The 24,329-nt window shown below is 46.3% G+C and carries 24 protein-coding genes and 2 pseudogenes; 7 read left to right on the top strand and 19 right to left on the bottom strand.

Going from position 1 to position 24,329, the window contains the following annotated elements; all coding sequences use genetic code 11:
- Positions 1-377 precede the first annotated feature (377 nt).
- The 8 genes from QUA50_RS10900 to QUA50_RS10865 form a co-directional block, all read right to left on the bottom strand.
- Entirely contained in the window at positions 378-863 is a 486-nt protein-coding gene (locus QUA50_RS10900) for a CRR6 family NdhI maturation factor (protein ID WP_333263012.1), read from the bottom strand.
- Positions 864-1,075: 212 nt separating this feature from the next.
- Entirely contained in the window at positions 1,076-3,004 is a 1,929-nt protein-coding gene (locus tag QUA50_RS10895; RefSeq protein WP_333263009.1) for a DUF3685 domain-containing protein, read from the bottom strand.
- Positions 3,005-3,051: 47 nt separating this feature from the next.
- Positions 3,052-5,196 (bottom strand): hypothetical protein, encoded by a 2,145-nt coding sequence (locus QUA50_RS10890; RefSeq protein ID WP_333263006.1) that lies wholly within the window; start codon positions 5,194-5,196, stop codon positions 3,052-3,054.
- A gap of 737 nt (positions 5,197-5,933) precedes the next feature.
- Positions 5,934-6,398 carry a Fur family transcriptional regulator gene (locus QUA50_RS10885; RefSeq protein ID WP_333263004.1) on the bottom strand — a complete coding sequence of 155 codons (465 nt, stop codon included), beginning with the start codon at positions 6,396-6,398 and terminating at the stop codon, positions 5,934-5,936.
- Positions 6,399-6,408: 10 nt separating this feature from the next.
- A complete protein-coding gene (locus QUA50_RS10880) occupies positions 6,409-6,567 on the bottom strand; it encodes a hypothetical protein (protein ID WP_333263001.1) in 159 nt (52 codons plus the stop codon).
- Between the two features lie 5 nt (positions 6,568-6,572).
- A complete protein-coding gene (locus QUA50_RS10875; RefSeq protein WP_445301931.1) occupies positions 6,573-7,547 on the bottom strand; it encodes an Hpt domain-containing protein in 975 nt (324 codons plus the stop codon).
- A gap of 181 nt (positions 7,548-7,728) precedes the next feature.
- Entirely contained in the window at positions 7,729-7,983 is a 255-nt protein-coding gene (locus tag QUA50_RS10870) for a hypothetical protein (RefSeq protein WP_333069422.1), read from the bottom strand.
- Positions 7,947-8,093, bottom strand: coding sequence for a hypothetical protein (locus QUA50_RS10865; RefSeq protein ID WP_333299460.1), 147 nt, complete (start codon positions 8,091-8,093; stop codon positions 7,947-7,949). The genes QUA50_RS10870 and QUA50_RS10865 overlap by 37 nt, the downstream gene beginning before the upstream one ends.
- 160 nt (positions 8,094-8,253) lie before the next feature.
- On the opposite strand from QUA50_RS10865, the gene QUA50_RS10860 reads away from it, so the two are divergent.
- From QUA50_RS10860 to QUA50_RS10845, 4 genes are all read left to right on the top strand, one after another.
- A complete protein-coding gene (locus QUA50_RS10860) occupies positions 8,254-8,514 on the top strand; it encodes a sulfiredoxin (protein WP_333262995.1) in 261 nt (86 codons plus the stop codon).
- A 70-nt stretch (positions 8,515-8,584) separates the two neighbouring features.
- Entirely contained in the window at positions 8,585-9,136 is a 552-nt protein-coding gene (dps, locus tag QUA50_RS10855; protein WP_333262992.1) for a DNA starvation/stationary phase protection protein Dps, read from the top strand.
- Positions 9,137-9,214: 78 nt separating this feature from the next.
- The gene (locus QUA50_RS10850) at positions 9,215-9,919 is read left to right on the top strand and encodes a helix-turn-helix domain-containing protein (protein ID WP_333262989.1); all 705 of its coding nucleotides are present in this window, start codon (positions 9,215-9,217) and stop codon (positions 9,917-9,919) included.
- 239 nt (positions 9,920-10,158) lie between these two features.
- Positions 10,159-10,485 carry an STAS domain-containing protein gene (locus QUA50_RS10845; protein ID WP_333047161.1) on the top strand — a complete coding sequence of 109 codons (327 nt, stop codon included), beginning with the start codon at positions 10,159-10,161 and terminating at the stop codon, positions 10,483-10,485.
- A gap of 56 nt (positions 10,486-10,541) precedes the next feature.
- On the opposite strand, the gene QUA50_RS10840 is transcribed toward QUA50_RS10845, so the two are convergent.
- Entirely contained in the window at positions 10,542-11,678 is a 1,137-nt protein-coding gene (locus QUA50_RS10840) for a SpoIIE family protein phosphatase (RefSeq protein WP_333262986.1), read from the bottom strand.
- 435 nt (positions 11,679-12,113) lie between these two features.
- Between QUA50_RS10840 and QUA50_RS10835 the strand changes: the two genes are divergently transcribed.
- Positions 12,114-12,590, top strand: a complete 477-nt coding sequence (locus QUA50_RS10835) for an anti-sigma regulatory factor (protein WP_333298642.1) — start codon at positions 12,114-12,116, stop codon at positions 12,588-12,590.
- 60 nt (positions 12,591-12,650) lie between these two features.
- On the opposite strand, the gene QUA50_RS10830 is transcribed toward QUA50_RS10835, so the two are convergent.
- The 5 genes from QUA50_RS10830 to QUA50_RS10810 form a co-directional block, all read right to left on the bottom strand.
- The gene (locus tag QUA50_RS10830) at positions 12,651-13,418 is read right to left on the bottom strand and encodes a DUF1350 family protein (protein WP_333262981.1); all 768 of its coding nucleotides are present in this window, start codon (positions 13,416-13,418) and stop codon (positions 12,651-12,653) included.
- Positions 13,419-13,865: 447 nt separating this feature from the next.
- Positions 13,866-14,957: a glycosyltransferase family 2 protein gene (locus QUA50_RS10825; protein WP_333262978.1), complete on the bottom strand. Its 1,092-nt coding sequence runs from the start codon at positions 14,955-14,957 to the stop codon at positions 13,866-13,868.
- Between the two features lie 501 nt (positions 14,958-15,458).
- Entirely contained in the window at positions 15,459-16,559 is a 1,101-nt protein-coding gene (locus tag QUA50_RS10820) for a DUF3616 domain-containing protein (RefSeq protein WP_333262976.1), read from the bottom strand.
- Positions 16,560-16,871: 312 nt separating this feature from the next.
- Positions 16,872-18,509 carry an AAA family ATPase gene (locus tag QUA50_RS10815; RefSeq protein ID WP_333262973.1) on the bottom strand — a complete coding sequence of 546 codons (1,638 nt, stop codon included), beginning with the start codon at positions 18,507-18,509 and terminating at the stop codon, positions 16,872-16,874.
- Positions 18,510-18,698: 189 nt separating this feature from the next.
- Complete coding sequence (locus QUA50_RS10810; RefSeq protein ID WP_333262970.1) at positions 18,699-18,983, bottom strand: DUF2470 domain-containing protein; 285 nt, start codon at positions 18,981-18,983, stop codon at positions 18,699-18,701.
- A gap of 302 nt (positions 18,984-19,285) precedes the next feature.
- Between QUA50_RS10810 and QUA50_RS10805 the strand changes: the two genes are divergently transcribed.
- Positions 19,286-19,426, top strand: a complete 141-nt coding sequence (locus tag QUA50_RS10805; RefSeq protein ID WP_333298640.1) for a hypothetical protein — start codon at positions 19,286-19,288, stop codon at positions 19,424-19,426.
- A gap of 315 nt (positions 19,427-19,741) precedes the next feature.
- Here QUA50_RS10805 and QUA50_RS10800 read toward each other — a convergent pair whose 3' ends face one another.
- The 4 genes from QUA50_RS10800 to QUA50_RS10785 all read right to left on the bottom strand — a co-directional run bounded on the left by QUA50_RS10800 (position 19,742) and on the right by QUA50_RS10785 (position 22,540).
- On the bottom strand, positions 19,742-19,960 hold the full coding sequence (locus QUA50_RS10800) for a hypothetical protein (protein ID WP_333262965.1): 219 nt from the start codon (positions 19,958-19,960) through the stop codon (positions 19,742-19,744).
- Between the two features lie 110 nt (positions 19,961-20,070).
- On the bottom strand, positions 20,071-20,700 hold the full coding sequence (locus tag QUA50_RS10795) for a response regulator transcription factor (RefSeq protein ID WP_333263068.1): 630 nt from the start codon (positions 20,698-20,700) through the stop codon (positions 20,071-20,073).
- A gap of 83 nt (positions 20,701-20,783) precedes the next feature.
- A complete protein-coding gene (locus QUA50_RS10790) occupies positions 20,784-21,815 on the bottom strand; it encodes a response regulator (RefSeq protein ID WP_333262963.1) in 1,032 nt (343 codons plus the stop codon).
- Positions 21,812-22,540, bottom strand: coding sequence for a response regulator (locus QUA50_RS10785; RefSeq protein WP_333262961.1), 729 nt, complete (start codon positions 22,538-22,540; stop codon positions 21,812-21,814). The genes QUA50_RS10790 and QUA50_RS10785 overlap by 4 nt, the downstream gene beginning before the upstream one ends.
- Positions 22,541-22,569: 29 nt before the next feature.
- Between QUA50_RS10785 and QUA50_RS10780 the strand changes: the two are divergent.
- A pseudogene (locus QUA50_RS10780) lies at positions 22,570-23,304 on the top strand (IS1 family transposase).
- A 48-nt stretch (positions 23,305-23,352) separates the two neighbouring features.
- Here QUA50_RS10780 and QUA50_RS10775 read toward each other — a convergent pair.
- A pseudogene (locus QUA50_RS10775) lies at positions 23,353-24,329 on the bottom strand (ATP-binding protein); the annotation flags it as partial.

The following is a 24,329-nucleotide window of genomic DNA, read 5'->3' as shown; positions in this document are numbered from 1 at the left end:
TATTAAAGTCTGAGTAAGGTTGCTGTTAAGGATCGCGAATTAAATAACTTACAATTTTAATTGTTATTGTGGGATGGGCGTCCCGCCCGTCCAAAAAGGACGAATTAAATAACTTACAATTTTAATTGTTATTGTGGGATGGGCGTCCCGCCCGTCCACTGATGACGGGCGTCCCGCCCATCCCACAAACTTGTGGAAGTTATTTAATTCTCATTCCTAAGCTTAATCAAGCTGTTGCGGATCGAACTTATAGCTGCGGAGGCGGACTGGAAAGCCCGCCCCACCAGGGAAGAAACCGGGTTGATACCTTTGTTCTTAGTCTTAAGGTATAGAGTAGCCTACCTAATTAGGAGTATGTTAATTAGAGGCGCGATCGCTTATTTGTGCGGTACAATCACATCAAAAAAAGCATCCTCCAAATCATAACCAAACATCTGCGACATCGCCATCAACTTCGATTTACTGGGAATTCCCTGCTGATTCAACCAATCAGTCAACACAAAAATTTTGTTCATCAAAAACATTTCCAAAGCTTCAGGATTGTACTGAATACCTTGGGTGCGGTGAAACTGGTGCGGCACCAACATCGCGGCATAGCGCGCCAATTCTCCCGCTTTCCAATCCAGCAAAAATGGCAGCCAAGGGTAACAAGCATCCAAGCGAATAAACCACAGCCGCACTTCGGGAATTTCTGAAATTTCTCGCGGATCTAACTCTTCGCGCGGATACTCAATTTCAAATTTTAGCTGTTGTTCGTTTTGGGCGATCGCTCCTTCGGCGAGCCACTTTTCAATTACAGTCCGCACCGGAGACAAATCTAAACTGTTTATGCGATCGGCATTTATCGATATCATAATACTCATAAAAAGTCAACCCTATAGCATTAAGTTTTATCTATAATACCACCAATCACCAATCACCAATTATATCAACTCTGTTAAATCCCGTACACAAGAACTCTTGCAGACATTCGCAAAATGTTTTGAAAAGCATCTGCGTTAATCTCCGTTAATCTGCGGTTTCCCTCTTCCATCAAAGATTTATGGAATATTTTCTACTACTCGTTGCCGAACCACTACCCATTTTTGCCAAACTTGCTATCTTGCAAAGAATTACCAATCCCCTGGATAATTCCCCGCCCGATTAAACCAATTCCCCGCCCTATAACCTGAGTCAAAACGTAAACAACTCCAGCACCCAACAGCGAAATAACCGCGCGAACTCTAGGTGCGATCGCATCTCTAGTTTCGAGCACCAAAGTCAAGGCTAACGGCCACCCAGACAACTGTGCTAACTCCGTATTTCTCGGAGCATAAATAGAAATTCTCTTAATTCCTGAATCGCCAAAAACAAACAGCCAAAACCTGCTTTCAAAAATAGCTTTCGGTTCCACAAAATATCTATCCCAGCTATATCTCCAGGACAAATCATTCCGAAATCTCTCAATTTCTCGCGTCGAAATCAACTTTCCATCGTAAAAAATTTGCTTAATTTCTTCAATATTTGCCAAATTATTTAGCAGAGGCTGTACCACTCCGCTAGCAACTTGAATTGCCAAATTTTCTAACAAAGCTTCAGCTCGCTGCATCGCTTCCGCGCTGCCAGCTACACAAGAAACATTGTCAACTGTTAGAGGAGTTTCAAATAGCAAATGTGCAAAGAAATCAACAGTCATCGGTATTTTGTCAAGGATTTCGGCTGCAACTACATCAGCATCTGCTAGCAACCGCGGCACAACTTCTACGCCGCTGCCTGCCCAGATATCAGCAGCGCTTTCCCCTTGACTTTCTCCCAGTATCAAGCTGGTTTGACTGCCATCAAAAGCCTGATTTTCTCCCGTTTGCAGTGTATAGTATCTGCCAAAAAAATCTATGATTGTCGCCTGCCACAAATCCCGTAAAATAGCAGGCATTTTTTGCGACAATTGAGTTTCCTGCACTTGCGAAAAGCGCAATTCTTCCAGCAAATCCTTTAACTTCCGCAGGATGGAACTCATCAATTCACGCTTTTTAGGCGATCGCAAAATATCGATTTCCAAAGGCAAGCCAGTCAAATTCACCAAATCAAACTGCAATTTAGCTGCCGCCGAGTCAAACAAGCTACCTTGCCAATTAGTTGCAACCACCAAAGATTCTGCCAAAACTTGGGACTTCGCTAATTGCGATTGAGAATTATTTAACAAATTCTCGCCTCTAATTTCTTCTTTCTCGCCTCTTCCTTCTTTCCTCTGCTTTCTGCCTTCTGCCTTCTCCCCTTTTCCTTCAAATAATAACTGACTGACTATCCAGCGAGCTGCGAGCAATTCCCTGCGGCGCCCGCTGAGTACAACCCCATCTAAAATAGAGGGAAAATCTGTCGGTTCTGCGGCTCTGATATCTTGCAAATCAGCTTGAACAACCGCCAAAGTTGCATCTATTTCGCGCAGTCCAGAGATGCACAAATGAGCCAGCATTTTTTTGTGTACTGGCGTATCAACTGTCGAATTATCTGCATTTTTATCTACAATTACTGCAGATTTTTCTACTGTTTGAACAACCGCTGCGTTTAGTTCTGTTTCCGAGTTAGCTGCCGCATCCGGCTCCCAATAAGTGCAACCAGACGCCACAGCGCGAATAGCTTCGATTGTCAGGGAAATATCTCTACCTTTAGGACAATAGCCATTCGCGCCCGTCGCCTGTAGCTGGGCCAACAGCTCCGGTGTCAGCGGCCGGGCTAGCAGCAACAGAGGCAGGTTGGGGTACAAACTTTTGAGTTGGCGACAAAATGCCACCGCCTCTATTTGACCCGATCGCAAATTTAGGGTCTCAACAGCCAAAATTATCAAATCTGCGGGCTTCTTGGCTGCTCCAGAGTCGAGCGAGCGAGTTTCTAGAACTCGCAAAGCCTCGGTTGGGGTTGAAACCTCTGCAACAACTTGCAAGTCTGGATACTGCTCGCAAGCGATTCGCAGCCCCAGCCGGAAAATGGGGTCGCCCTCGATCGTCAGCACTTGGAAATTACTCACTTGATTTTAGTTTTGAGATTTTAGAGACCGATCGCGCGAAAACCCAATTACTCCGGGAGCAAATTAGCATCAGGAGGTCCAACCGATTCAGGAATCGAGGGTGGCGCCGGTTCTGGAGCTGGAGCCGGAGGAGCCGGTTCCGGAGCCGGAGGCGGGGCCTCTTCTCTCGCGGGTGGATAGTAAGGTTCCGGCTCCGGAGCGGGTGGATAGTAAGGTTCCGGTTCCGGCTCTCTAGCAGGCGGATAGTAAGGCTCTGGCTCTGGCGCGTACTCCTCCTGTCGCGGAGCTGGCGCGTACTCCTCCTGTCGCGGAGCTGGCGCGTACTCCTCTGCTGGAGCTGGCGCATACTCGCCAGCGGGTTCCGGCGCGTACTCGCGAGCGGGTTCCGGCGGGGGCGCACTGTTGGCTCTGAGTTCAGCACTCCAGCGCCCGATCGCACCTGCCGCCTCTGAATACAGCGCCCTACCGTAACCGATTTGGGAAGCCGTATCGATCGCCGCTCCTAGACTGCCTTGAGATGCCAATTCCGCAGCGCGATCTAGAATCGGTCTGTCTTGAGCCACTTGCAGTTCGCTCACCCACTGATAGACATTATCCTGAGCTTTCGCGTACAAACTCCTACCGCTCTTAATTGCCGAAGCTTTTTCAATAGCAGCACTAAGTTTTCCTTGCTTCGCCAGGGCGATCGCTTCATCCAAAAAAGGCTGATCTTGAATAACTTCTATGCGTTTCGTCCACTCAGCCAAGAGAGTTTGCGCTTCTATTCTGCGGGGCCGGTTTTGAGCAACCAGGACTAACTGAGCCATGCCGCCCTTTAGTCCTTCAACCGTTTGCGTTTCTGCCAACTGCTTCGCCAGAGTCAGAAAAGATTGGTCTTCTATCCGCTGAATTTCCCGGCGCCAAGCAGCCACCAAAGTTTGAGCGTGAATCCGCCGCGGCTGCTTGATTCCGATAGTTTGCGCTTGCTCGATCGCGAGTCCAAACGTCTTTATGTGACCGAAACTCGCGATCGTACTCGCCACTTGCAGCCGCAGCAAATCTTGAAACTGCACCTGCAAATTTTCAATTTGAACTTGAGCTTGCTTGTACAGAGGGCGACCCGGAGCAATTTGGCTAGCAGCGCCCTGCCCTTCCAGCAAGCTAAAAATGTGCTGCGGCAGCGGAGTTGATATCGACTGGTTCCAAGTCACCGCCTGAGCTCTACCCAACTGCATCAAATCTTGAGCTTCCGCAAACAGTAGCGAATCCTGCGGCACAACAGAAGCAGCCTCGATCGCCCCCGGCAAATCTTTCGCCCCCAATCGCTTAGTAGCCATTGCCAGCAAAGTCCGGCTCCAGCCCTCAATTTCCTTCTCAGCTTTAGCGCGGGCAAAAAGCTGCGAGTCTATTTTGCGAGCCAGGACTATCGCCTCAGCGAACTTTTGCGGAGTCTCGTCCTTCGCCAAATCTCTAGCCTCTTGCAAGCGCTGCCAGCCGTTTCTTTCCAAAGAAATCTGCCCTATCAGCTCGTTGTAACGCTTCTGACTCCAGAAAATATTTTCCAGTTTAAATAGAGCTTGAGCATAATCCCAAGCCTTCCTTAAATCCTCACTTTTCAAAGCTGCTAGGGCTGTATCGTAGAGTTTTTGGCCCTCCTGCCAATTTTTTTCCCAAGCAGTAACCGCCTCTTCTACTTCGGGGTAAGACGGACTGGTTTTCGGAATTTTCGCCACAATCTCCAGAGCGCCTTTCAAATCGCCCCTCTCTATTTTTGCCCTGGCAAATCCCAGAATGGCTTTCGACCATTCCCCTATCAAATGTTGACCTTGCGAGTATAGCGGATGTTCTTTCGGCCAAGCCTGCACCAGTGCCATTGCCGATTCTAGCTGTTCTAGCTTGCCCGACTTAGCAGCTTGCTGAGCGCAGTAAAGTCGCTCTCCGTCCGCCGCCAGCGGCGACAGTTGCTGGCAATTGGGCGGTGGAGGCATCGTCAGCAACCACAGAAATGCAGCGGCCCCCGTTACTCCAAATCCCACCAGGAGACTCAGCCAGATCAGCTGCCACTGCCAAAAAGTTCTTTTTCCCTCGCCCGGCCCGGCCGTTACGAAGGAACTCGCATCGCCTGTCACCTCTGCACTGAACTGTGCCGTCGGTTTAGGGGATGGGTTGTATTGCGGTGGTGTGTGGAATTGGTCAGATTGTCGTCTCGCCATTACTTCAGCCTGTCCTGTAATGCGCTCTAGAATGTGACACTCCCACATCAAATCTATAGATTGTGATGTCGGCTTCTGACTCCTGTTAAGGAGATCGAGAACTTCCTTAAAGGTACTGGCAATCTTTCCCTCTAGGGCGTTTTATAGTGAGGTTCGTGTCTGACCCCACTGGTTGCTTCCGAGTATTTTAGGCTCAAGAAGCACGTAAATCATACCAGTTATCAAACATTTATTGACATATTCCGGGGCAGTTTAGCAGAAAAAACAGTATAAAGCCCCGTCAGTCGATCGATTGCGCGATTGCGCGATTTTAGATTTTAGATTTTAGAATTGACTCTGCACATGAATTGGGGGAGGGATTCAACTAAGCTCTCCTATTAAATCCGGGTCTGAAATTACCTTATCGTACTCAGCGGTTGAAACATTGAATGCACAAACTTTCGTCTCCTCCAAGCCGATTAAAAATCAAGGGGACACTACCGCCGGATTTGGTCTACACTTTTACGTGTAGCCGGTAGAACGGATTTTTTGGGTATAGTCGTAAATTTTATTCCCGATCGCCAAACTTGCCGATCGAGTTTCATGTTTCTGTTTTCATTTTTTTCCCACTGTGTCCAATGCCGGCGGGCGACGGCCAAAAAACCGATCCAACCCAGCTAAATACTTAAATCATTTTATACCACCCATAAGCTCAGTACAAATATCGGTTTTGTTTCCAACAGCCGCTGCTTTATCCGTTACGAAGCCTTTGGCGTATCGCTGACACTCGATGCTTGGGTGGCGGACTCGGCCGATCGGTATCCGTAGAAATCTATCCGGTAGTCTACTATTTTGACACCCGTTTGCTCTTGAATTAGCTCGATCAAGTCGATCGGCAATTCCACATGAACGTCTAGAATCTGAGCCGTATCAAGACAATTGACGTGAGAGTGAGAGTCGCTGACATTGCCGTACAAGCGTCCCTCCGAGCGTTCTATGCACTCAATAATCCCTGCTCTCGACAAAGCTTCTAGATTTTGATAAACAGAAGTATGCCCGATCGAATGCGCTTGTTTGTTGAGGCGATCGTAGATTTCGCGAGCCGAGAGGTGTTCTTTTGCCTCCCACAAAAGTTCTAGAATAAATCGACGCTGGCGGCTCAAGCGCATTCCCATCGCCTGACAGCGGTTTAAAGCATCTTCTAATGAACTAATTGGTTTCACAGCTACCGCCTTATAAAGCCTGCTCGATTTTTAATTCTGGTACAATATTGCACGCCGATACATTCACTAATTCTAACGCAGGGTTGCCCAACAGTAGAAGGTAGAGGGCAAAAATCTCGAATGAGTGAATTTTTTCGAGTTGCTGCTCAACTCTATCTTCTACTGCCACACATCCTAGTTCGAGGATTTGATGGCGTTAACCAGTAACTTGGCGATTTCCGAGAGTTGCTTTTTGTTGAAAGTTTTGAGCAAAAGCTTGACTACCGCCTTTGGTTCGGCTGGAAGTGCTACTTGCTTCGACGCTGGTGCTGGGGCTGCTGGGGCTGCTGGGGCACTTGCCTCTGCTGGTTTTAGGCTTGCTGCCAAAAGTAGCAAATTTTTACTCGGAACGATCGTCTTGACTTTCCCTACTTGTACTAAATCGCCAGCTTCTTTGAGTTCTTTGATAATCAGCGGAGCTAAGACTTTATAAGAGTTTTTGGGATTAACGATCGCTGCTCTAGCTGTTTTTACTAAATTTTGCCAAGTCTCTATTTTACCTCCCAACTTATAGAGGCGAACGCACACAGCCGTCAACTCAGAGCGACTAGCAGCCGATTCTTTCTGCTTGAACACCTGCAACATTTCTTTGAGTAAAGTCATCACTTCAACAGCAAAATTTGGCGGCACAGCGCCCGCTGTTGGAGCGGCGGGGGCACCAGACCCAGCAGCAACCGCCTGCACTTTGCCCGACGCCAATTTATCGAGGTGAGTTTCCAGTTGAGCAAAAACAGGCATCACCTGCTGCACGAGTTTTTCTCCCTCTTCATTCCTCAAGCCGAAAGGCCCCTCCAGTCGCCCCAGCAAGTCCTTAAGCGTATCAACTCCCTTTAAAAATAGGGATTCTGCCGTTTGGTCAACCTGCTTGACGGGCCCGTCCTTGAGCACCTTAAAACAATCTTCCAAGCGGTGAGCGGTTGTTTTAATACTATCTAAGCCGAGCATAGCCGCCCCTCCTTTCACGGAATGGGCGGCTCGAAACATCTCTTGGACGCTTTCGGGGTCTTTCATCGTGGACTTCAAATCCACTAAACCATTTTCTAGAGTATCGAGGTGCTCCTTAGCCTCCTCTATAAACAAACGCATTATTCGGTCTTGCTGATCTGACACGACAGTCCTCCTAACAATCTGTGCACCCTCCAGAAAGCACCCTGTTCGCGGGAGAAAACGCGACTCCTGCCCAGAGTCGGAAGCTCCCATGCAAAACATTCTAGCCTGCCTCAGCTAGCAGACTCAAAATACTGGTATCAGGGCAATCTTAGCTCTCAAACTGGTGCGGTGGAGATTGAGGCTAGAGTTCTGAGGGAGTATCTGGAGCGATTTCAATGCCCATTCCTTGTTTCATCATCTGCTGATTCGTAATCAAGTCGTTTAACTCCTTGACTTCGACGCCGATGTCTTGGCAAGCCTGTTTCAGTTCCCGCTCGAAGGTGTTGAGGTCGCCTCCGTAGCCGCAAAGCTTTGCGGCTGTGGCAATTCCTTGTTGGGCGTTAGCTTTGGCGCAGTCGATCAATTCAATGCCTTTGAGGGGTTGGGAGGATGCCATAATTTTAAGCCCCAATTTATATTTTCTCCCACTGTACCTAGAAGGTTGAGGTCGATCGATCTATCGAAAGGCATGAAAAAGCCAGCCTGTGCTGAGTGTTGCCAATTCATAGCTATTTGTATGGGATTTCCGGGCCAGATAGCAGTAATTGGGATTTTCTAGCCCCCATATTCCCCGCAGAAACCAGGTTTTTGCGTAAATCCTCATATTTGTTGCCAAGTCGAAGTCATTACGAGTATGATTTAACAAGAAGCAAAACAGACCAACGCCATGAGGATCGAAGAAATACCCCTCAACCAGATTCGCCGCCCCCTGCCGCGAGTCAACGACCAAACCAAAGTAGCCTCTCTCATGGAATCCATCCGCGAGGTAGGTTTAAACGAACCCATCGATGTGTTAGAAGTAGATGGTCAGTATTACGGATTTTCCGGCTGCCACCGCTACGAAGCTTGCCAGCGTCTCGGTTTAGAAACTATCCGCTGTAAAGTACGCCGAGCTCCCCGTGCCGTGTTGCAGATGCACTTAGCCTGAGCCTCTCAACAGAAATTCACCACAGGCAAAGATATTCGATCGACAATCACTAATAACAAGGTAAAAACCTATGACTGCCAACAACCACAAACAACATCTTTACCCCACCCGCATCGATATGTCCGCCGGCACCCGCTCTCAAGTAGTCGGGCTGCTCAACGCCACGCTGGCAACCACTCTGGACTTGAAAACTCAAGTCAAACAAGCTCACTGGAACGTTAAAGGCATGGACTTCTACCAGTTGCACTTGCTGTTTGACTCCATGGCAACAGAACTCGAAGAATACGTTGATACGGTTGCCGAACGGGTCACAGCTTTGGGCGGTTTGGCTGTAGGAACAGCCCGCACAGCCGCCGCAGATTCGATTTTGCCAGAATTTCCTTTCGACATTGTAGACGGGAAAGAATACGTGACGGCTTTGGCCGATCGCTACGCACCCTACGCCCAACACCTGCGAGTCGCCATAGACAAAGCAGACGAACTCGGCGATGCCGATACAGCGGATCTGTACACCGAAATTTCGCGGACAATTGACAAGCGTTTGTGGTTCCTAGAAGCGCATTTGCAAGGTTCTGCGACAAGTGCAACAGCCGCCGCCCGCGAAAAAGTAGCCGTCAAATAGCAAGCTGTCAATAATTAAACTTGCATCTTCATAAATTGCGAAACTCCTGTGGGGCGGATCGAACAGCCCGCCCCAAAAATGTATTTCGTTAAGGCTCGTGAGAGCTTAGGATCGAGAATATGTCCATTTATTAATTTGGATGAGTTTTTCGTGACTGCCAATATTCCAGATTACGCTCCTCAACTGCAACGCCTGATGGAACAGGCGGGGCTTTCGAGCGATCGAGAACTCAGCCAAAAAGCAGGAGTTTCCGAAATTCAGATCATCCGCCTGCGTCGCGGCTTAGCTCTGCAAACCCGAGCCGACATCCTGCTCAAAATTAGTCAAGCTTTGCAAATTTCCTTAACCGAACTGCTCGCAACCTTGGCGCCAAACTATGTAGATTTAGAAAAGACACCACCGACAGCCCTAGAACAAGAATATCAGCGCCTGCAAGCTTCGATCGCACAGCAGCGAGAATCTTTGATGCAGGAATTTCAGCTTCAAGGCGTGCAAATTTTGGAATCTTGGATGTTGCAGTGGCCGACTGCTGCGAGCAAAGCTCAGGAAAATCATAACTTGCGGGCCCAGAAACTGTTGCCGTTGCTGCGCCCCGTCGAGCAGTTATTGCAGCATTGGGGCATAGAGTCGATCGCCCCAGTCGGAGCCGAGATTCCCTACAACCCCCAACAGCACCAGCTAATGGAAGGAACAGCCGAACCCGGAGAACCCGTCACAGTCCGCTACACAGGCTACAGACAAGGTGAAAAACTGCTCTACCGCGCCAAAGTTAGCCGAGTTTGATTCATACCAGAAGGGCCTTCGGCAGAACAAAGATTGTCCCCCTCTCAAAATTCACTGCCGGCGAAGCGCTGCGACTCCGATGGCGTTACGATCCGCGACGACCACCATCTTTTGCACTCAAAACTATTCTGCCGCTCTGAGGCTCTGGCACTTTCCCCTTCTCTTATTTGGATCGGAGTCCATCTCGCAGCTATACTAGCCTAGTCTGGCTAGAAATTCTGACATTCCCACCGCAAAATATGAGTCCTGTAGTTAAAATTATTCAGCCCTCTGGCATTTTAGACGGCACCAAGGCAAGTCAATTCCGCCAAGAGATTAGCGACCTAGTGGAAGCGGGAGCCGATGTGGTATTGATAGACTTCACTGATGTGACATTTATGGATAGTTCTGGTTTAGGCGCTTTAGTGTTGGCGCTCAAAACAGTCCGGGCCGCTGGGAGTCAATTAGTTGTCTGTTCTATCAACGAGCAAATCCGCATCTTATTTGAACTCACCAGCATGGATCGAGTTTTCGAGATATTTCAGACCCGCGATGCTTTTAATAGCAAAATTCCTTCAACTAACTAAATCTTTTGGCTGCTGCCTTCTTGCTATTTGGTCGCAGATGCGCTGCCAGAAGTCAGCTAGCCAAAGTTTACCTTGAGTAAAGACCAATCATCATCAAAAACTGCTTTAGCGTTCAAGTTTTGAATGTAGTTCAAAACCAGCTCTAACTGGTCAGCACTTGCACCGTTGTAAGCTGCTAACAAATCTACGAAAGGGTCAAGCCCCCAGATATTGCCGTCAGGTTGGTGGATCTCGTATACCCCGTCGCTAAAGATGTAGAGAGAGCTCAAATCCTCGACATCGCAGCAATTATCGACATAGGGGGCGTCGGGGAACATTCCGACCGGCATTCCGGGGGTTTTTAATCGCTGGATTTTAGCGGTGCTCGCAGGGGACTGGGAAATCAACACTGCCGGTGGATGGCCGGCGCTGGCATAAACTAGCTGGCGAGAAATGCGGTTGTAAACGCCGTACCAGATGGTGAAATACTTGTCATTTTGGTAGCTCATCTGGAAGGTGGTGTTCAGGGCGCGCAAAACGTCGCTGGGTTTGTAGTAGTCTATGTTGGGGAGGGCGCGCGATCGCAGCAAATTCAGCACGGCCACAGAAGGCAGCGCCGCCCGCAAACCGTGACCGGCTACGTCTAGCAAGTAAATCGCCAAATAATCTGCATCTAGCCAGTTGTAGTCGAAGCAATCTCCCCCCAACTGCCGGGAGGGAATGAATTTTGCTTCGATGCTGATAGGTTCCGTCATCGGATCTGGCAGCAGCGATTGCACGTACTCCGCGGCTTCGGCTAACTCTGCTTCCAGACTTTGCTTGGCTATTTTCAAATCTCGGCTGAGTTGGTGCAGCCTCAATCCCGCGCGTACTCTCGCTTGTAACTCGTTGAGTTCGATCGGCTTGGAGATAAAATCGTCGGCACCGGCGTCGAGACCTTTGACTCGATCGGCGATCGATCCCAAAGAAGTCAGCAAAAAGAATTGTGTAGTTGACAGATCCGGATCTGCCTTAACTCGACGGCAGACATCGATGCCGGTCAAGCGCGGCATGATCCAATCGCAAATTATCAGGGCCGGACGCAATTTTTGCGCCTGGGCTACACCGTCTTCGCCATTGCTTGCTACTGTGACTTCGTAACCCTGTTTTTTCAGGGTTCTTCTGAGCAGTTCTTGAACAGCCGTATCATCGTCAATAACCAGAATTTGAAACATGGGCACTTAGGTACTACAGGTTTTTCAATGTCTGGGGGCCATTTAAAATATATCCTGTCAGCGCCCTTGTCTGAGATTGAGTATAGTTGATTGACATCGCTTTCGAGGTAATTGCTTTTGAGGGCGGGTCGTTGAGTTCAATTTACGTTAAAATTGGATAGAAATTCGGCGCGATCGAACTTCACTCAGTTTATACTCAGAATATAAATTTTTATAGACTTTTATTTGCCACAGCCGCTGGTTGACATGGAATTCATACTTATGGTATAGTGGCTAACCGATTAGTGGATAAGACATCGATCCACGGCTCTCCAAAGCTAGTATCCTCAAACTACCGTTCAATTTTGCCGCAGTTATACTTGGCTTCGTTGTATTTTATCTGGTTGTATTGTGTCTCGTTGTATTTTGCCCACTGGCCGATGAAGAACTTGTGTGGTGAGCGTGATTGAATTAAAAGGTTCCGAAAAGTTGCCGATGCTAAAAAAAGCGGATCTTCAAGTCAATACAGGTCTGAATGGATTAAGCTGGGTTTTGTCGTGGTTTGCACAATTGTACGACTCGCGAATTCCTACGAGTGTGTGGATACGGTGTCAGTTAGCTTTGGCTGAGGGCTTTACGAATGCGGTGCGTCACGCCCACAAGGGCAAACCAGCGGATTTGCCTGTTGACATTCAGGTGGCGGTGTTCGCTGAATCTTTAGAGATTAAAATTTGGGACTCGGGCGATCCGTTTGATTTAGAGAAAAAAATCAAAGATATTTCGGAAAAAGTCGATATTCACTCTCCGGGCGGGCGGGGTCTAAAATTGATTAAAGACATCGCAGACACTATTAGTTACGAGAGAACGGCTGATGGACGGAACTGTTTGTCGATCGTCAAAAATTATTCGCCCTGTCTTAATGCCGAACGATGAAGCTGATATGTGGTTGGCAACTGCCGAAGGAACTTTCGGGTTAATAGCCTTTAGAAGCTTTTAAACGCGGGACGCAGGATTCAGCCACAGCAGAATTGTCCGTTTTAATTGATTTAATTCTCGATACACTTCTTGTTTTACCCACTGCCCGATCGCGTCGAACGGCGTAAAAATTTGACCCACAGGCCAGCTAACATCTTGCCCCAAGGGCGTTTGATGGTTGCCCGCTAGAGTCTGAACGGTAATCATGTCGGGAAATCGTGCTTTTAGCAGTTTGGTCAACAGCAGGGTTTGGTCGATGTTGTCGCCGTTAAATTTGACTAAAAGATTGCGCCGGATTTGATAGCTATTTTGGACGAGGCGATTAGTCTCTTGCGGGGAAGGGGTAAACTCGACATTAAAGACGGGGGAAATTTGCTCGACGATCGGGATTGCTTCGGATGCCGCATAATTGTTGAAAGAAATCAGAATATTGCCTGCCCTTTCTACGTCAAACACAGAACCGATCAGCAAGTGCAGTTTGCATCCCATGCTGTGTCCCATACCGTAAATGGGGAGATAGGAAGATTTGAGCAATTTAGTTGCCCGCAGGCGATCTAGGGCATTTTCAAATTTGTTGAGGACATCGCGGGCGATCGCAATATGATCCAAGGTATTGACAAACGGCGTTGCTACTACAACATATCCTTGGTTCCCCAAAGCATCTAACAGCCAGCGATAAGTCAACTGCGGTGCTGTCGCTACAAATGCACCGCCGAGAAAATGTACGATCGCGATCGGTCTTGAAGGAATTAATACCCAATTTCCAGAAATTTCTTGCCAATCCATAAATTCAATCTAATTCAAAGTAAAAAGGCAGAATGTTTTATAAATTTTTGCTTTTATTTTATGCTTCAAAAAGGGTTGGCTACCCATTTTTTAATTCCAAAAACTTTCCTTTTTACTTATACATTATTTATTCTAACTGTTGTGGGGGCAAATAGCACGGCTGGCGATCGCTGTTATTTTCTCCCTCTATAGGGTTGAAGCTAGTAACCGAATAAATCAAGGCTGACATCCGCGGCTTTCAAAGATTTGTATATCGTGTCCCAGCGCACGGCTGCAAGCGGCTGTAGCTGGTAGTGCGGGTAATTGACCCGACAGGATATTAACAGTCAAATACGCCTCCAAACCCCAATATCGCGTATTAATCAGCCCCTGGGCGATCGGCTTCGATTCGGCTTTATGGACAGCACCTAATTTCTTGACTGAACCCGCATACAACTATAACATCCTTTAGGACAGCTCCCCGATTTCAGACGATCGCTGGCGGTTTAATTGTGGCGAATGGCTGATACCTTCTGCAGTTTGATGACTCAACTTTTCGTGAGTCTTCATCCATTTCCACTTGTGGACAGTAGCTTGAGGATTGAGCACTGTGGTAGCGATGCCGTAAACAATAGTCGGCAAAACCTCCCGATTCAACCAACTTTGTCCCAGCTTTCTCATGTAGTGCAGTGCCAAAACTTCTCGAAATTTGTTAAGCCTTTGCAAAAGCGGCAAATTCTTAAAACATAACTCTTCGTACTCGTGGAGTGATAACTCTTTTTCTCCCCGCAAGCGCCGCAGTTGGTTTTCCTTGACACAATCAGAAGCTATGCGCTTTTTGAGCCAGTGCTTATCTGTGAGAGAGTTCCCTCTAATTCGATAATTTCCCAAAGGTTCTGTCGCCGCTAGCAAGCCATACTTTTGAGCAAGTTTAGTAAATAATTCTGTATCTTCTCCTACCTCCCAATCTTCTGGAAACCCGCCTTCTTGGAGTAGAATAGAGCGATCGACTACAACAGAAGACGGGAAAACCCAAGGACTTTCGCCTGTTTCCTTAATCGCCTGCATTTCTGCTTTAGTTGTAGGATAGGTGGGAATATAACTCAACTTGTTGCCGCGCTTGTCTAAATACCGCAAAGCGTGAGCCACAGCTTTGACTTCGGGATTGTCTGCGAGCATCTTCAAACAAACTTCTAACTTATTGGGTTCCCAAGTATCGTCGCTGTCGATAAACGCTACATACTCGCCTGTGGCGCGATACATCATTAAATTTCTCGACTTAGAAACCCCGTAATTTTCGGGATTTCTGAAGTATTGAATTCTCGAATCTTGCTCTACCAGCTTAGCAGCAACTTTTTCAGTAGCGTCAGTAGAGCAGTCATCAACAATTAAAATTTCTAAATTCTTGTGGGTACCATTGAGTACGGAGGCAACTGTCTCGGCCAGAGTGTCGGCAGCATTGAATGCAGGAATGATGACGCTGACTTTTTGGCTGTTCATAACTTGCATTAAGGTGTGGTTTGGTAGTTGTTCGCCGAAGTATAGTCTCGAAGCAGACACTCTGACTCCTTTACGTGCAAGTACCTGTAGTCAGGCAACTTGCCTGCATACTGCCAATATAACAGGTTTACCACGTCAGTGTTATCTACCATAAGGAGGCAACAGCCCTTAGCAGGCGGAGTGCAGACTGTGATCTGGCGGCCAATTTTTTTGACACAAAAGCCACGGGTGCGAGGGATTGAGGTTTTTACCGGGGACTGGAGTTGTCCTAAATTCGATCGCATCTTTTTTTTTGTTAAATAGGACTTACCCAGAAAAACCCGGCCTTACCCAAAATTATTGGTTTGAGAAGTATGCAGCTACACAAAAATGGGTTTCTGACTTTGTTCGATTTCTGTTAATAGCTAATCATATTTTTTCGACCGCCAAAACCTGGAATTTAGGAGTGTGAAACTTTACTATAGCAATCTTAAATCAGTTGTACAAATATGTATGGGTAGTGCCAAGAATGCCTACCCCAAGGATCGGGGCAACCGGGCGTGAGTTGTGCCCATACAACACTTACACAATTCCTTGAGAATCGCTATCCGAACCTAATTTAAAAATATCAGCAAAAATAGCATTTTCCTCCACCATTCTTCCCGCATCCGGCGAATCGTAAACCACTAACAGCGAATTCTGGCCTCCCAAATAGGGAAACAGGCTCAATCCCTCAGCATTGTCCGTACCCACCTTAAAAGGCAAGTCAAACAATACCTCCAAATCTCCCCCATCTTGCCCCGTAATACTATCGCCCGATCGCCCTAAAATTCCCTTTAACCGAAAAACCCTCATCGCCCCAGATAAAGTCATCGTCGGCCCGGCTAAAACCATCAAATCTTCTCCATTCCAGCACAATTCTCGCACCCCCAAACCGTTCAAATCAACAAAATGTTTCTTGTACAATTTTTCTCCTTCCCCAATAGCCTTAAGCCTTAAAACTCCCGGTTCTGCCTCTTCAACTTCTATCTCTAAAATTATCGCCCAACCCCGCAGCACCGGTCCCCGCAAACCAAGAAAAATCCGATTTCCGCGCACCGCCAACCCTTCAATATCAAAGCCATTTTCTTTACTCGGAATCGGCACAGATAAATATAGACCGAGGTGGGTGTCATCTTTGAGCGCGTCTGTCAGCAAATTGCCTGTTTCTGTCCGCTGCAGGCATCCCACTGTCTGTTGAATTTCGGGATTGTCTGAATCGGGAATTGACTCGCACAAAATCCCGTCTTTCATAGGAATGCGCGCCAGTAAATAGCGGTTGACTTCTGTGACGATTTCTGCTAATCTTTCAATGTCTTTACCGGGGTCTTTGCCTTTAGCTTTCTTGCGTTTGGTGCTGTGAGAACCGACTACCCAAAGATAATCGTTGCTGAAATCAATTCCTTCAATATCGATTTCAGATTCTCCAGATAAATCTATAAAATCTGCGATCGCAAATTTTTGATGTTCTCCAAAAATATGAGGGGCGACAGGCGACAAACGCTCGATCGAAGTCGTTTCATCGGAACCCAGCCACAAATGGCCGTCTGGAGTTAAAGCAACAGCGGATAAGTCTGTAATGATATCCGCGGCTTCGCTGGTGAATTGCAGCAGCAGCCGACCGAGCAAAAAAGATTCTGGCATAATTATTAGCACTAAAACTATTGTTATGGTCAGTCATTATAGCTAAATATGCTTGAAATTGATATCTTGCCACAGGTGTAATAGCTATAGTAGTAGGGTGCGTCATAACGGGAGATATTTGGGAGAATTAATCAGGCATCAACTGACGCACGATGGGATTAGGAAGGTGCGTCAGATGTATAGCGGGAAGCTGCAGGCAGAGGTAATCAGAGCAAGGGTTTCAGGAATCGATACCGTCGTAACCGCCAAGGCGGTGGCTATAAATTTTCCCAGAATAAATTAGATATGAACTGAGGCAGCCTAGAAATTAAGTTAATTGTCGATGGCATCTCTTCGCCGCTGGCTGTAGCGTTTCAATTCATCAATTAAGTGAGTATCGTTAGAAGCTGTTCTCGCGCCCGCTTCCGCCGCCCACCGCTTCAAATCTTCAATTTGCGATCGCGCGATCGCAGCTAAAGGTACTGTATCCTCGATCGACCTCAAAATATCCTCCGTCATCAAATCCCGGCGCTGTCCGTTGACAAAAGTGCCAAAAGCCCGGTACAATCCATCTATTACCACTTGTTCGATTTCTGCACCGCTAAAATTCTCAGCGCGTTTCGCCAAAACTCCCAAATCAAACTCGCGCAATCTAGTTGGCCGCAGTCGCTGCAAATGCACTTTAAAAATATCTTGCCTTTCCGATTCTGAGGGCAAATTCAAAAAGAAAATTTCATCAAATCTGCCTTTTCTCAGCAACTCTGCCGGCAAAATCCTGACGTTATTTGCAGTTGCGACAATAAACACCGGACTGGTTTTTTCCTGCATCCAAGTAATCAAACTGCCGAATACCCGGCGCGAAGTTCCCGAATCGCCGTCGCTGCCGCTGATAATGTTGCCGAAGGCTTTATCTATTTCATCGATCCACAAAACGCAAGGTGCGATCGCCTCTGCTAACTGTATCATTTGCCTGACGCGACTTTCGCTTTCCCCGACCACGCCGCCAAACAATCTCCCAGTATCCAATCGCAACAGCGGCAAACGCCATTCTGAGGCTATTGTTTTCGCAGATAAAGATTTGCCAGTGCCTTGAATTCCTACTAACAAAACTCCTTTCGGATTCGGTATACCGTAGCGGCGCGCTTCGTCAGTAAAAGCATCTTGCCGCATCTTTACCCACTGTTTCAAATTCTCCAATCCGCCCACACTTTTCAGGGATTCTCTGGAGTTAAAAAACTCCAAAATTCCCGTCTGGCGAATTGCTTGCTGTTTTTCCTCCAAAACTCCGTCAATATCTGACTCGTTAATTTGCTGTTTGGCGGCCAAAGCTTTAGCCAAAACCCGCCCGATTCTAGCGCGACTCAAACCCTGACAAGCTTTAACCAACTGTTCCCTTGCTAAACCGCTAACTTGCAACTGTTCCGGTTTTTCTACAACGTGGGAAATTAAACTGTCGATTTCTTGCACGTTGGGCAAAGGAAAATCAATTACTGTGACTTCTTCTTTCAATTCCTCCGGCAATTCTAGCGTGTGAGAAGTAAGAACTATAGTTTTTTTGCTGCGCTTCAATTCCCGCGTTAAATTCCGCAATTCCCGCACTACCGGCGCATTTTTTTCGGTGTATGGATATTTCAAAATAGGGTGCAAATCCCGCAGTACAAATATGGTATATTCTTCAACAGCAGTTTTGCTGACGCGATCGAGCGCCGCCATTACCGAACCTTTCCCAGAACCGTTATCCTCCCAGCCCCGCACAAGATCCCAGAACAACACCCGGCGCGCGGGAGTTACTTGCAGCGCTACTTGGGCAATTACGGCTTCGACTGGTTCTTCCTCCGCGCCGACAATGTACAGCAGGGAATAGCGGGCGCGAATCATCAAATCTAGTCGCTTTACCAGTGCCTCGAAATGGTTATTTTTACTGCCCTTGACGGCATCTAATTCTTTGGGAACTGGGTAATTTTCTGTCATTTTATTGGATATCTTAAATATATATTCAACCCTATTAAATATTTTGTTTGCAGTCAGGACTTTAGTCCTTAAAAAGGATTTAACCGAACTAAAGGTTAGTAGTAAGGACTTTAGTCCTTAACAACTATTTAGCCGCACTAAAGTCCGTACTGCGAACGTTAAAATTATAACAGAATCGTGAGCAGTTGGCTACTTAGCAGCTTTTCGAGCTTGTTTCACCATTTCAATCAGAGTATGGTGAGCATCTTCGGCATCGGTTAAAGTGCGATCGAAATTTACTCTGACGGGCACTGTTTCATCGTTGACTTTAGCGGTTAAATCCATGCCGTTGGCATCAATAGCGAGCATTTGAGCTTCCGTTGCCTCTGGTTTGCCGCCAAATGCTTGAGCGTACAGCACTACAGCACTAGCGTGGTCTTCGTTCATGTGAGCGCAGATGCGATCGCTAATCTCAGTGGAAAACTGTTCTGACATGGGGAGATTCCTCAGATGCAATATCGATCGATTGTACTGCGATCGGTACAAAGATTTCAACCGCTATCAATTGCATCAAGAGTTATGAGGGATAAATAACTAAATTATATCTGCGTTAATCGGCGTTCATCTGCGGTTTAAAAAAAATTAATTTTTCCACTAAAATGATAAGATATTACTTGCTTTATATTGCACAAAAACATGGAAAACTCTAGCGCTCATATCGAACTACTAAAAACATTTAGTCCCGACCCATAACTGGTGAATAAGAATTAAATGCAACTCAAAAAAAGATAGACTATTTGTTGGATAAAGGCGAACTTAATCGCGACGAACGCGACTATCTAAACCTACTTGAAACTCTGGTTTATGAATACGAGCAAACTTTAGAACCCATACCTGACATTTATGGGATAGAACTGTTAAAAGCTTTAATCGAATAATTTAACCGGAGACAAAAAGACCTAGTTCCTATTTTTTCAACCGAGTTTATTGTCTCAGATATCCTCAAGGAAAAGCGCCAAGTTACAACTGAACGCATACAAAAATTTGCAGATTTTTTCAGTGTCTCGCCGGCTGTTTTCTTTCCGCTGCATCAAGTTAAAACAACTGCTTGAATTTCCAATGCTTCCCCTTGTATTTTGAAAAAGGTAGATGGGGATTTACGGTTGGGCGGGGGCGGGTTTATGAGATTATCTGTTTTAGGCACAGATGGTTGGTGAACCCGCCCCTACAATCCTCACTACAAACTTTATGGGTTAACTAAAAGATCGATCGTCAAACGGCAATTCATCAAACAGCGGATAAATATCAGCCTCAGAATTCGCAACAGGGGAATTAGCGCCAGATGCCGGCGGCTTAACAGAATTCACCTGGGCTACGGATAACTTGGCCGCAGGTTCCGATTTCTGTAGGTTAACTACAGGTAATTCTGCTCCGTTTTCTCCATTTTTGCTCGTTTGATTCCACATCATCATTAACTTTTTACCCCACCCCAACCCTCTCCTTATCAAGGGGAGGGAGTAAGAAATTCACAAATGATGCGAGGATTGCTATATTTCTCAGTAAATAAATACTGCTCGTTAAACTACAGGCTGACAATCCCCCGTTTTAATGCGGAAATTGCGGCCTGCGTGCGATCGCTAACTCCCATTTTTCTCAAAATATTGTTGATGTGAAACTTGACGGTGCTTTCGCTAATGTGCAAAACTTCACTAATCTCGCTGTTGCTTTTACCAGCGACTATGAGGCGGATGACTTCTAATTCGCGATCGCTCAATTCAGGCCCACTCAGGCGATCGGCTAACTTAACACCCACTGCCAGCGGAATATACTTTTTACCCTCAAAAACCGCCCGAATTGCTGCTAAAAGCTCCTCTGGTGCCGCATCCTTCAGCAGATAGCCCTTTGCACCAGCTTGCAATCCGCGATAGATGTTTTCATCGCCATCATAAGTCGTCAGCATCACAATCCGGGCGCTGGGAAACCCCTCACAAATCGCAGCAATAGCGGCGACTCCATCCATCACCGGCATCCGCCAATCCATCAGCGTTACATCGGGCTGATATTCGCGGAACATTGTCACAGCTTCCTGCCCGTTGCTTGCTTGCCCCACAACTTTTACATCTGATTCATGATTCAGCAGCGCCACTAAACCTTGCCGCACAATATAATGATCGTCAGCAATTAAAACGCGAATAATATTTGATTGGTTAATCATGTTTCCCTATTAATTTTATCAAAAAAACTGAATTTCTCACTACAAACTTACTATGTATGGTCCGAAATGTTCACCTTACTTTACTGGCGATTAACTGAAACTATAACTTCTGTGCCGTTTCCGGGGCGGCTGTTTACTGTTAGCTGCGCGTTAATGCGATCGGCGCGTTCTCTCATTCCCAATAAACCAAAGCCATTCCTAAAACAGATACTTTCCGTATCAAATCCCTGTCCGTTGTCTTGCACCCGCAAAATAAACTTGGATATTTCGTATACTAACTCAATTTTTATCGACGTAGCTTTGGCATATTTGAAAGTATTTGTTAATGCTTCCTGCCCGATACGCAACAGATTATTTTCTACCTCTAATGGTAGGGAATATGCCGTGCCAACAACTTCAAAAATAGTGTACCTATCAGTATCTGATGACAGTTGTTTAGCGATTTGGTTGAGAGCGCTATACAAGTCGCCATCTTCTAACAGTTGCGGGCGCAAAGATTCTACGGGTCGCCGCGATTCAGCCAGTCCAGATCGAGCCAATTCGCAGACTGTTTTCATGTGTGCTTGTGCTTGTTCTGGATTCGCTGCTATTACCCGTTCTGCTGCTCCCAAATGTATGATTATGCCTGTAAAAGTTTGCGCTAAAGTGTCGTGAATTTCCCGCGCCATGCGGTTGCGCTCTTCGAGAATATTTTGGTCTATGAGTTGTTTAGACATCCTTCTCAGACGCAATTGATTTTCGACGCGCACTAAAACTTCTTGTTGTTGAAAAGGTTTGGTAATGTAGTCTATTCCGCCCAGAGAAAATGCTTTTACATTATCTAAAACTTCTTGCAAAGCGCTGATAAAAATTATTGGAATATCTTGAGTTTTTGGATTAGCTTTGAGCTGCTCGCAGACTTCGTAGCCATCCATGTGAGGCATCATAATATCCAGTAAAATTAAGTCTGGTAAGTTGGCATTGATAAAGTTAAGAGCTAATTTCCCACTGGGAGCTAAGCGAACTTTATACCCAGCGGCCGATAGTATCCCGCTTAAAAGGTTTAAATTCTCAGGACAATCATCAATAACTAAAATACTTTCTTCGCGGGTAAAACTGAGGTTTTTGTTCATGTCTCATCCCTCAATGTGTGTATTAAATTTAGCAACTGTTCGTACTGAAAATTTTTAATGCAAGCTGCACTCGCCCTCGGTAAGGGCTGATTGATTTCGCGAATTTGACTGATGACTGTGTGCATCTGTTCCAAATCGAGGTTGCTAATGGCTTGCTGAAGATTGGCTACTAACTCAGGAGGCAATTCAGAAAACGCGCTTTTTGTCAATACATTTACTTCATTTTCTGTGAAACTGGGGGCAGCATTTAGTTCTTCAAAAACGAATTGCACCCCGATATGTTTGTGCAGAACATCAAATATGTTTGCTTCTCTAAATGGTTTGCGAATAAAATCATCGCAGCCGATAGAAAGGACAACGGCTTTCTCTTCCTCAAAACTACTTGCTGTTATGGCAATAATTGCTGTCTGGGGTAGGCACGGGGGCACTACCCCTACAAAATCCTCGTTTTCCGTAGGGGCAATCCCCCTGTGGTTGCCCTCTTTAATTTGTTTGGTTGCTTCATACCCATCCATCACCGGCATCCGCATATCCATAAAGATTAAGTGCGGCGAATATTGCTCCCACTTTTCTATTGCTTCCATCCCATTTTTGGCTTCGTAAACTTCAAAACCGAGCGCGCAAAGCAGCTTAACCAGCAGTTGACGGTTGTCAAAAGCGTCGTCTGCAACGAGAATCCGGCGTTGCTGAATTAGGGTATGATAAATAAGGCGTGCGAGCGCCAAAAAATAACACTTCAAAAAACGCAGAGCTTATGCAATGTCCTGAATGTCAGTCAACTCATGTTAATAAAAATGGTCATAAAAAAGGTAAACAGAATTATATTTGTGTCGGTTGTGGCAGACAATTTATAGATTGCTACCAACCTCATAAAGGTTACTCAGAAGAAGTTAAACGTGAATGTCTCAAAATGTATGTCAATGGTATGGTTTTTCGAGCAATTGAGAGGATTTGCATGAGGTACATCACACCAGCATTATAAATTGGGTTAAGCAAGTAGGAGAATTGCTCGCCTTAGCTTACGAACCAGACACAATTCCCCTGGTGGGAGAACTTGATGAACTAGAAACGTTTGTTGGTAAAAAAAATAATATTTGGCTCTGGACAGGCGTAGATCACTTTCAGCCAGGGATTTTAGGATGGGTATTGGGATCTCATAGTGCTATAACTTTTTGGCCACTATGGGCGTTAGTTGGCAATTGGAAATGTTACTTTTATATCACAGATGGATGGCCAGTTTACCCGATCTTTATTCCAGATGGAGACAAAATTATCTGTAAAACTTACATGACGCTTAGTAGAGGGCGAGAATACGCGACTACGACATTATTTGGCCCGGCTTCATCGCAAGACCCTGTGCTATTCTAAGTCGGGAGAAATGCTCAAACATTCAATTCGCTTAGTCATTCATTATCTTAAGTTTTGGGATGTTCCGGTTCCCTATCCATCGTATCATTGCAATCGCGCTCAAGCGAGGCAAATCGGGTAGCCAAAACATCCCTTGACCGCACAAATCCTACCTTAATTCAGCAACGCCAATTTTGCCAGCCATCAACTCGACAACATTATCAGTGAAATTCCTCGCTTGAATTTCTTCTAAATCCCACTGCAAACCCCCTGGTGTCCCTCCCTGGTGAGGCAGAGGAGTAAAGTCAAATTGTAACAGTCCTTCTGTATAAAGAGATTTGAGAAATTCATTCATAAAGAAAGGATTTCCGCCCGTCTTGAAAAACACTAACTCGGCAAGGGATTTGACTCTTGTTTCCGGGCAATTCAGGGCATCGGCAATCAGTTGAGTCACAGATGCCAAATCCAAAGGTGACAGGAAAATGCGATCGACCTTTGCCCCATTTTTGACAATCTCTTCAATTGTTAGCATTAACGGATGAGCAGCAGAAACTTCGTTATCCCGATAAGCCCCAATTAAAAACAGTCCTGTTGACGAAGCATTCATCAGCAGTTGCATCAGTTTCAGAGATGCCCCGTCAGCCCACTGCAAATCATCGATAAATATTGTCAAAGGATGTTCGGGTTTGGTAAAAACTTTAATGAAGTTTTGAAAGACAAAATTAAAGCGATTTTCCGCTTCAGCCGCACCCAATTCGGGCGGCGCGGGTTGCTGGCAGATAATTAATTCAATTTCAGGAATCACGTCAATCATGACTTGACCGTTTATTCCCAATGCTGCTAATAGTTTTTCCCGCCATTCATTGAGATTTGCTTCGCTTTCTGTCAACAGTTGTTTGGCTAAATCCTGAAAAGCGCTGACAATTGCGCTGTAGGGAATGTTGCGCTGATATTGGTCAAATTTACCGGAGATAAAATAACCGCGATGTTGAGTAATCGGTTTGTATAATTCTTGCACCAAAGCTGATTTGCCGATACCAGAATATCCCGAAATCAGCATCATTGAACTTGTGGCACAGGCATCTTGCCTGTGACTGCTTGTGGCATCTTCCCCATGTCCACTTGTGGCACAGGCATCTTCCCCATGTCCACTTGTGGCACAGGCAT

Origin of the sequence: Microcoleus sp. M2_D5 (genome assembly GCF_036701935.1) — a bacterium.
Classification (GTDB): Bacteria; Cyanobacteriota; Cyanobacteriia; order Cyanobacteriales; family Microcoleaceae; genus Microcoleus.
This window is presented reverse-complemented; position numbering and strand designations above follow the sequence as displayed.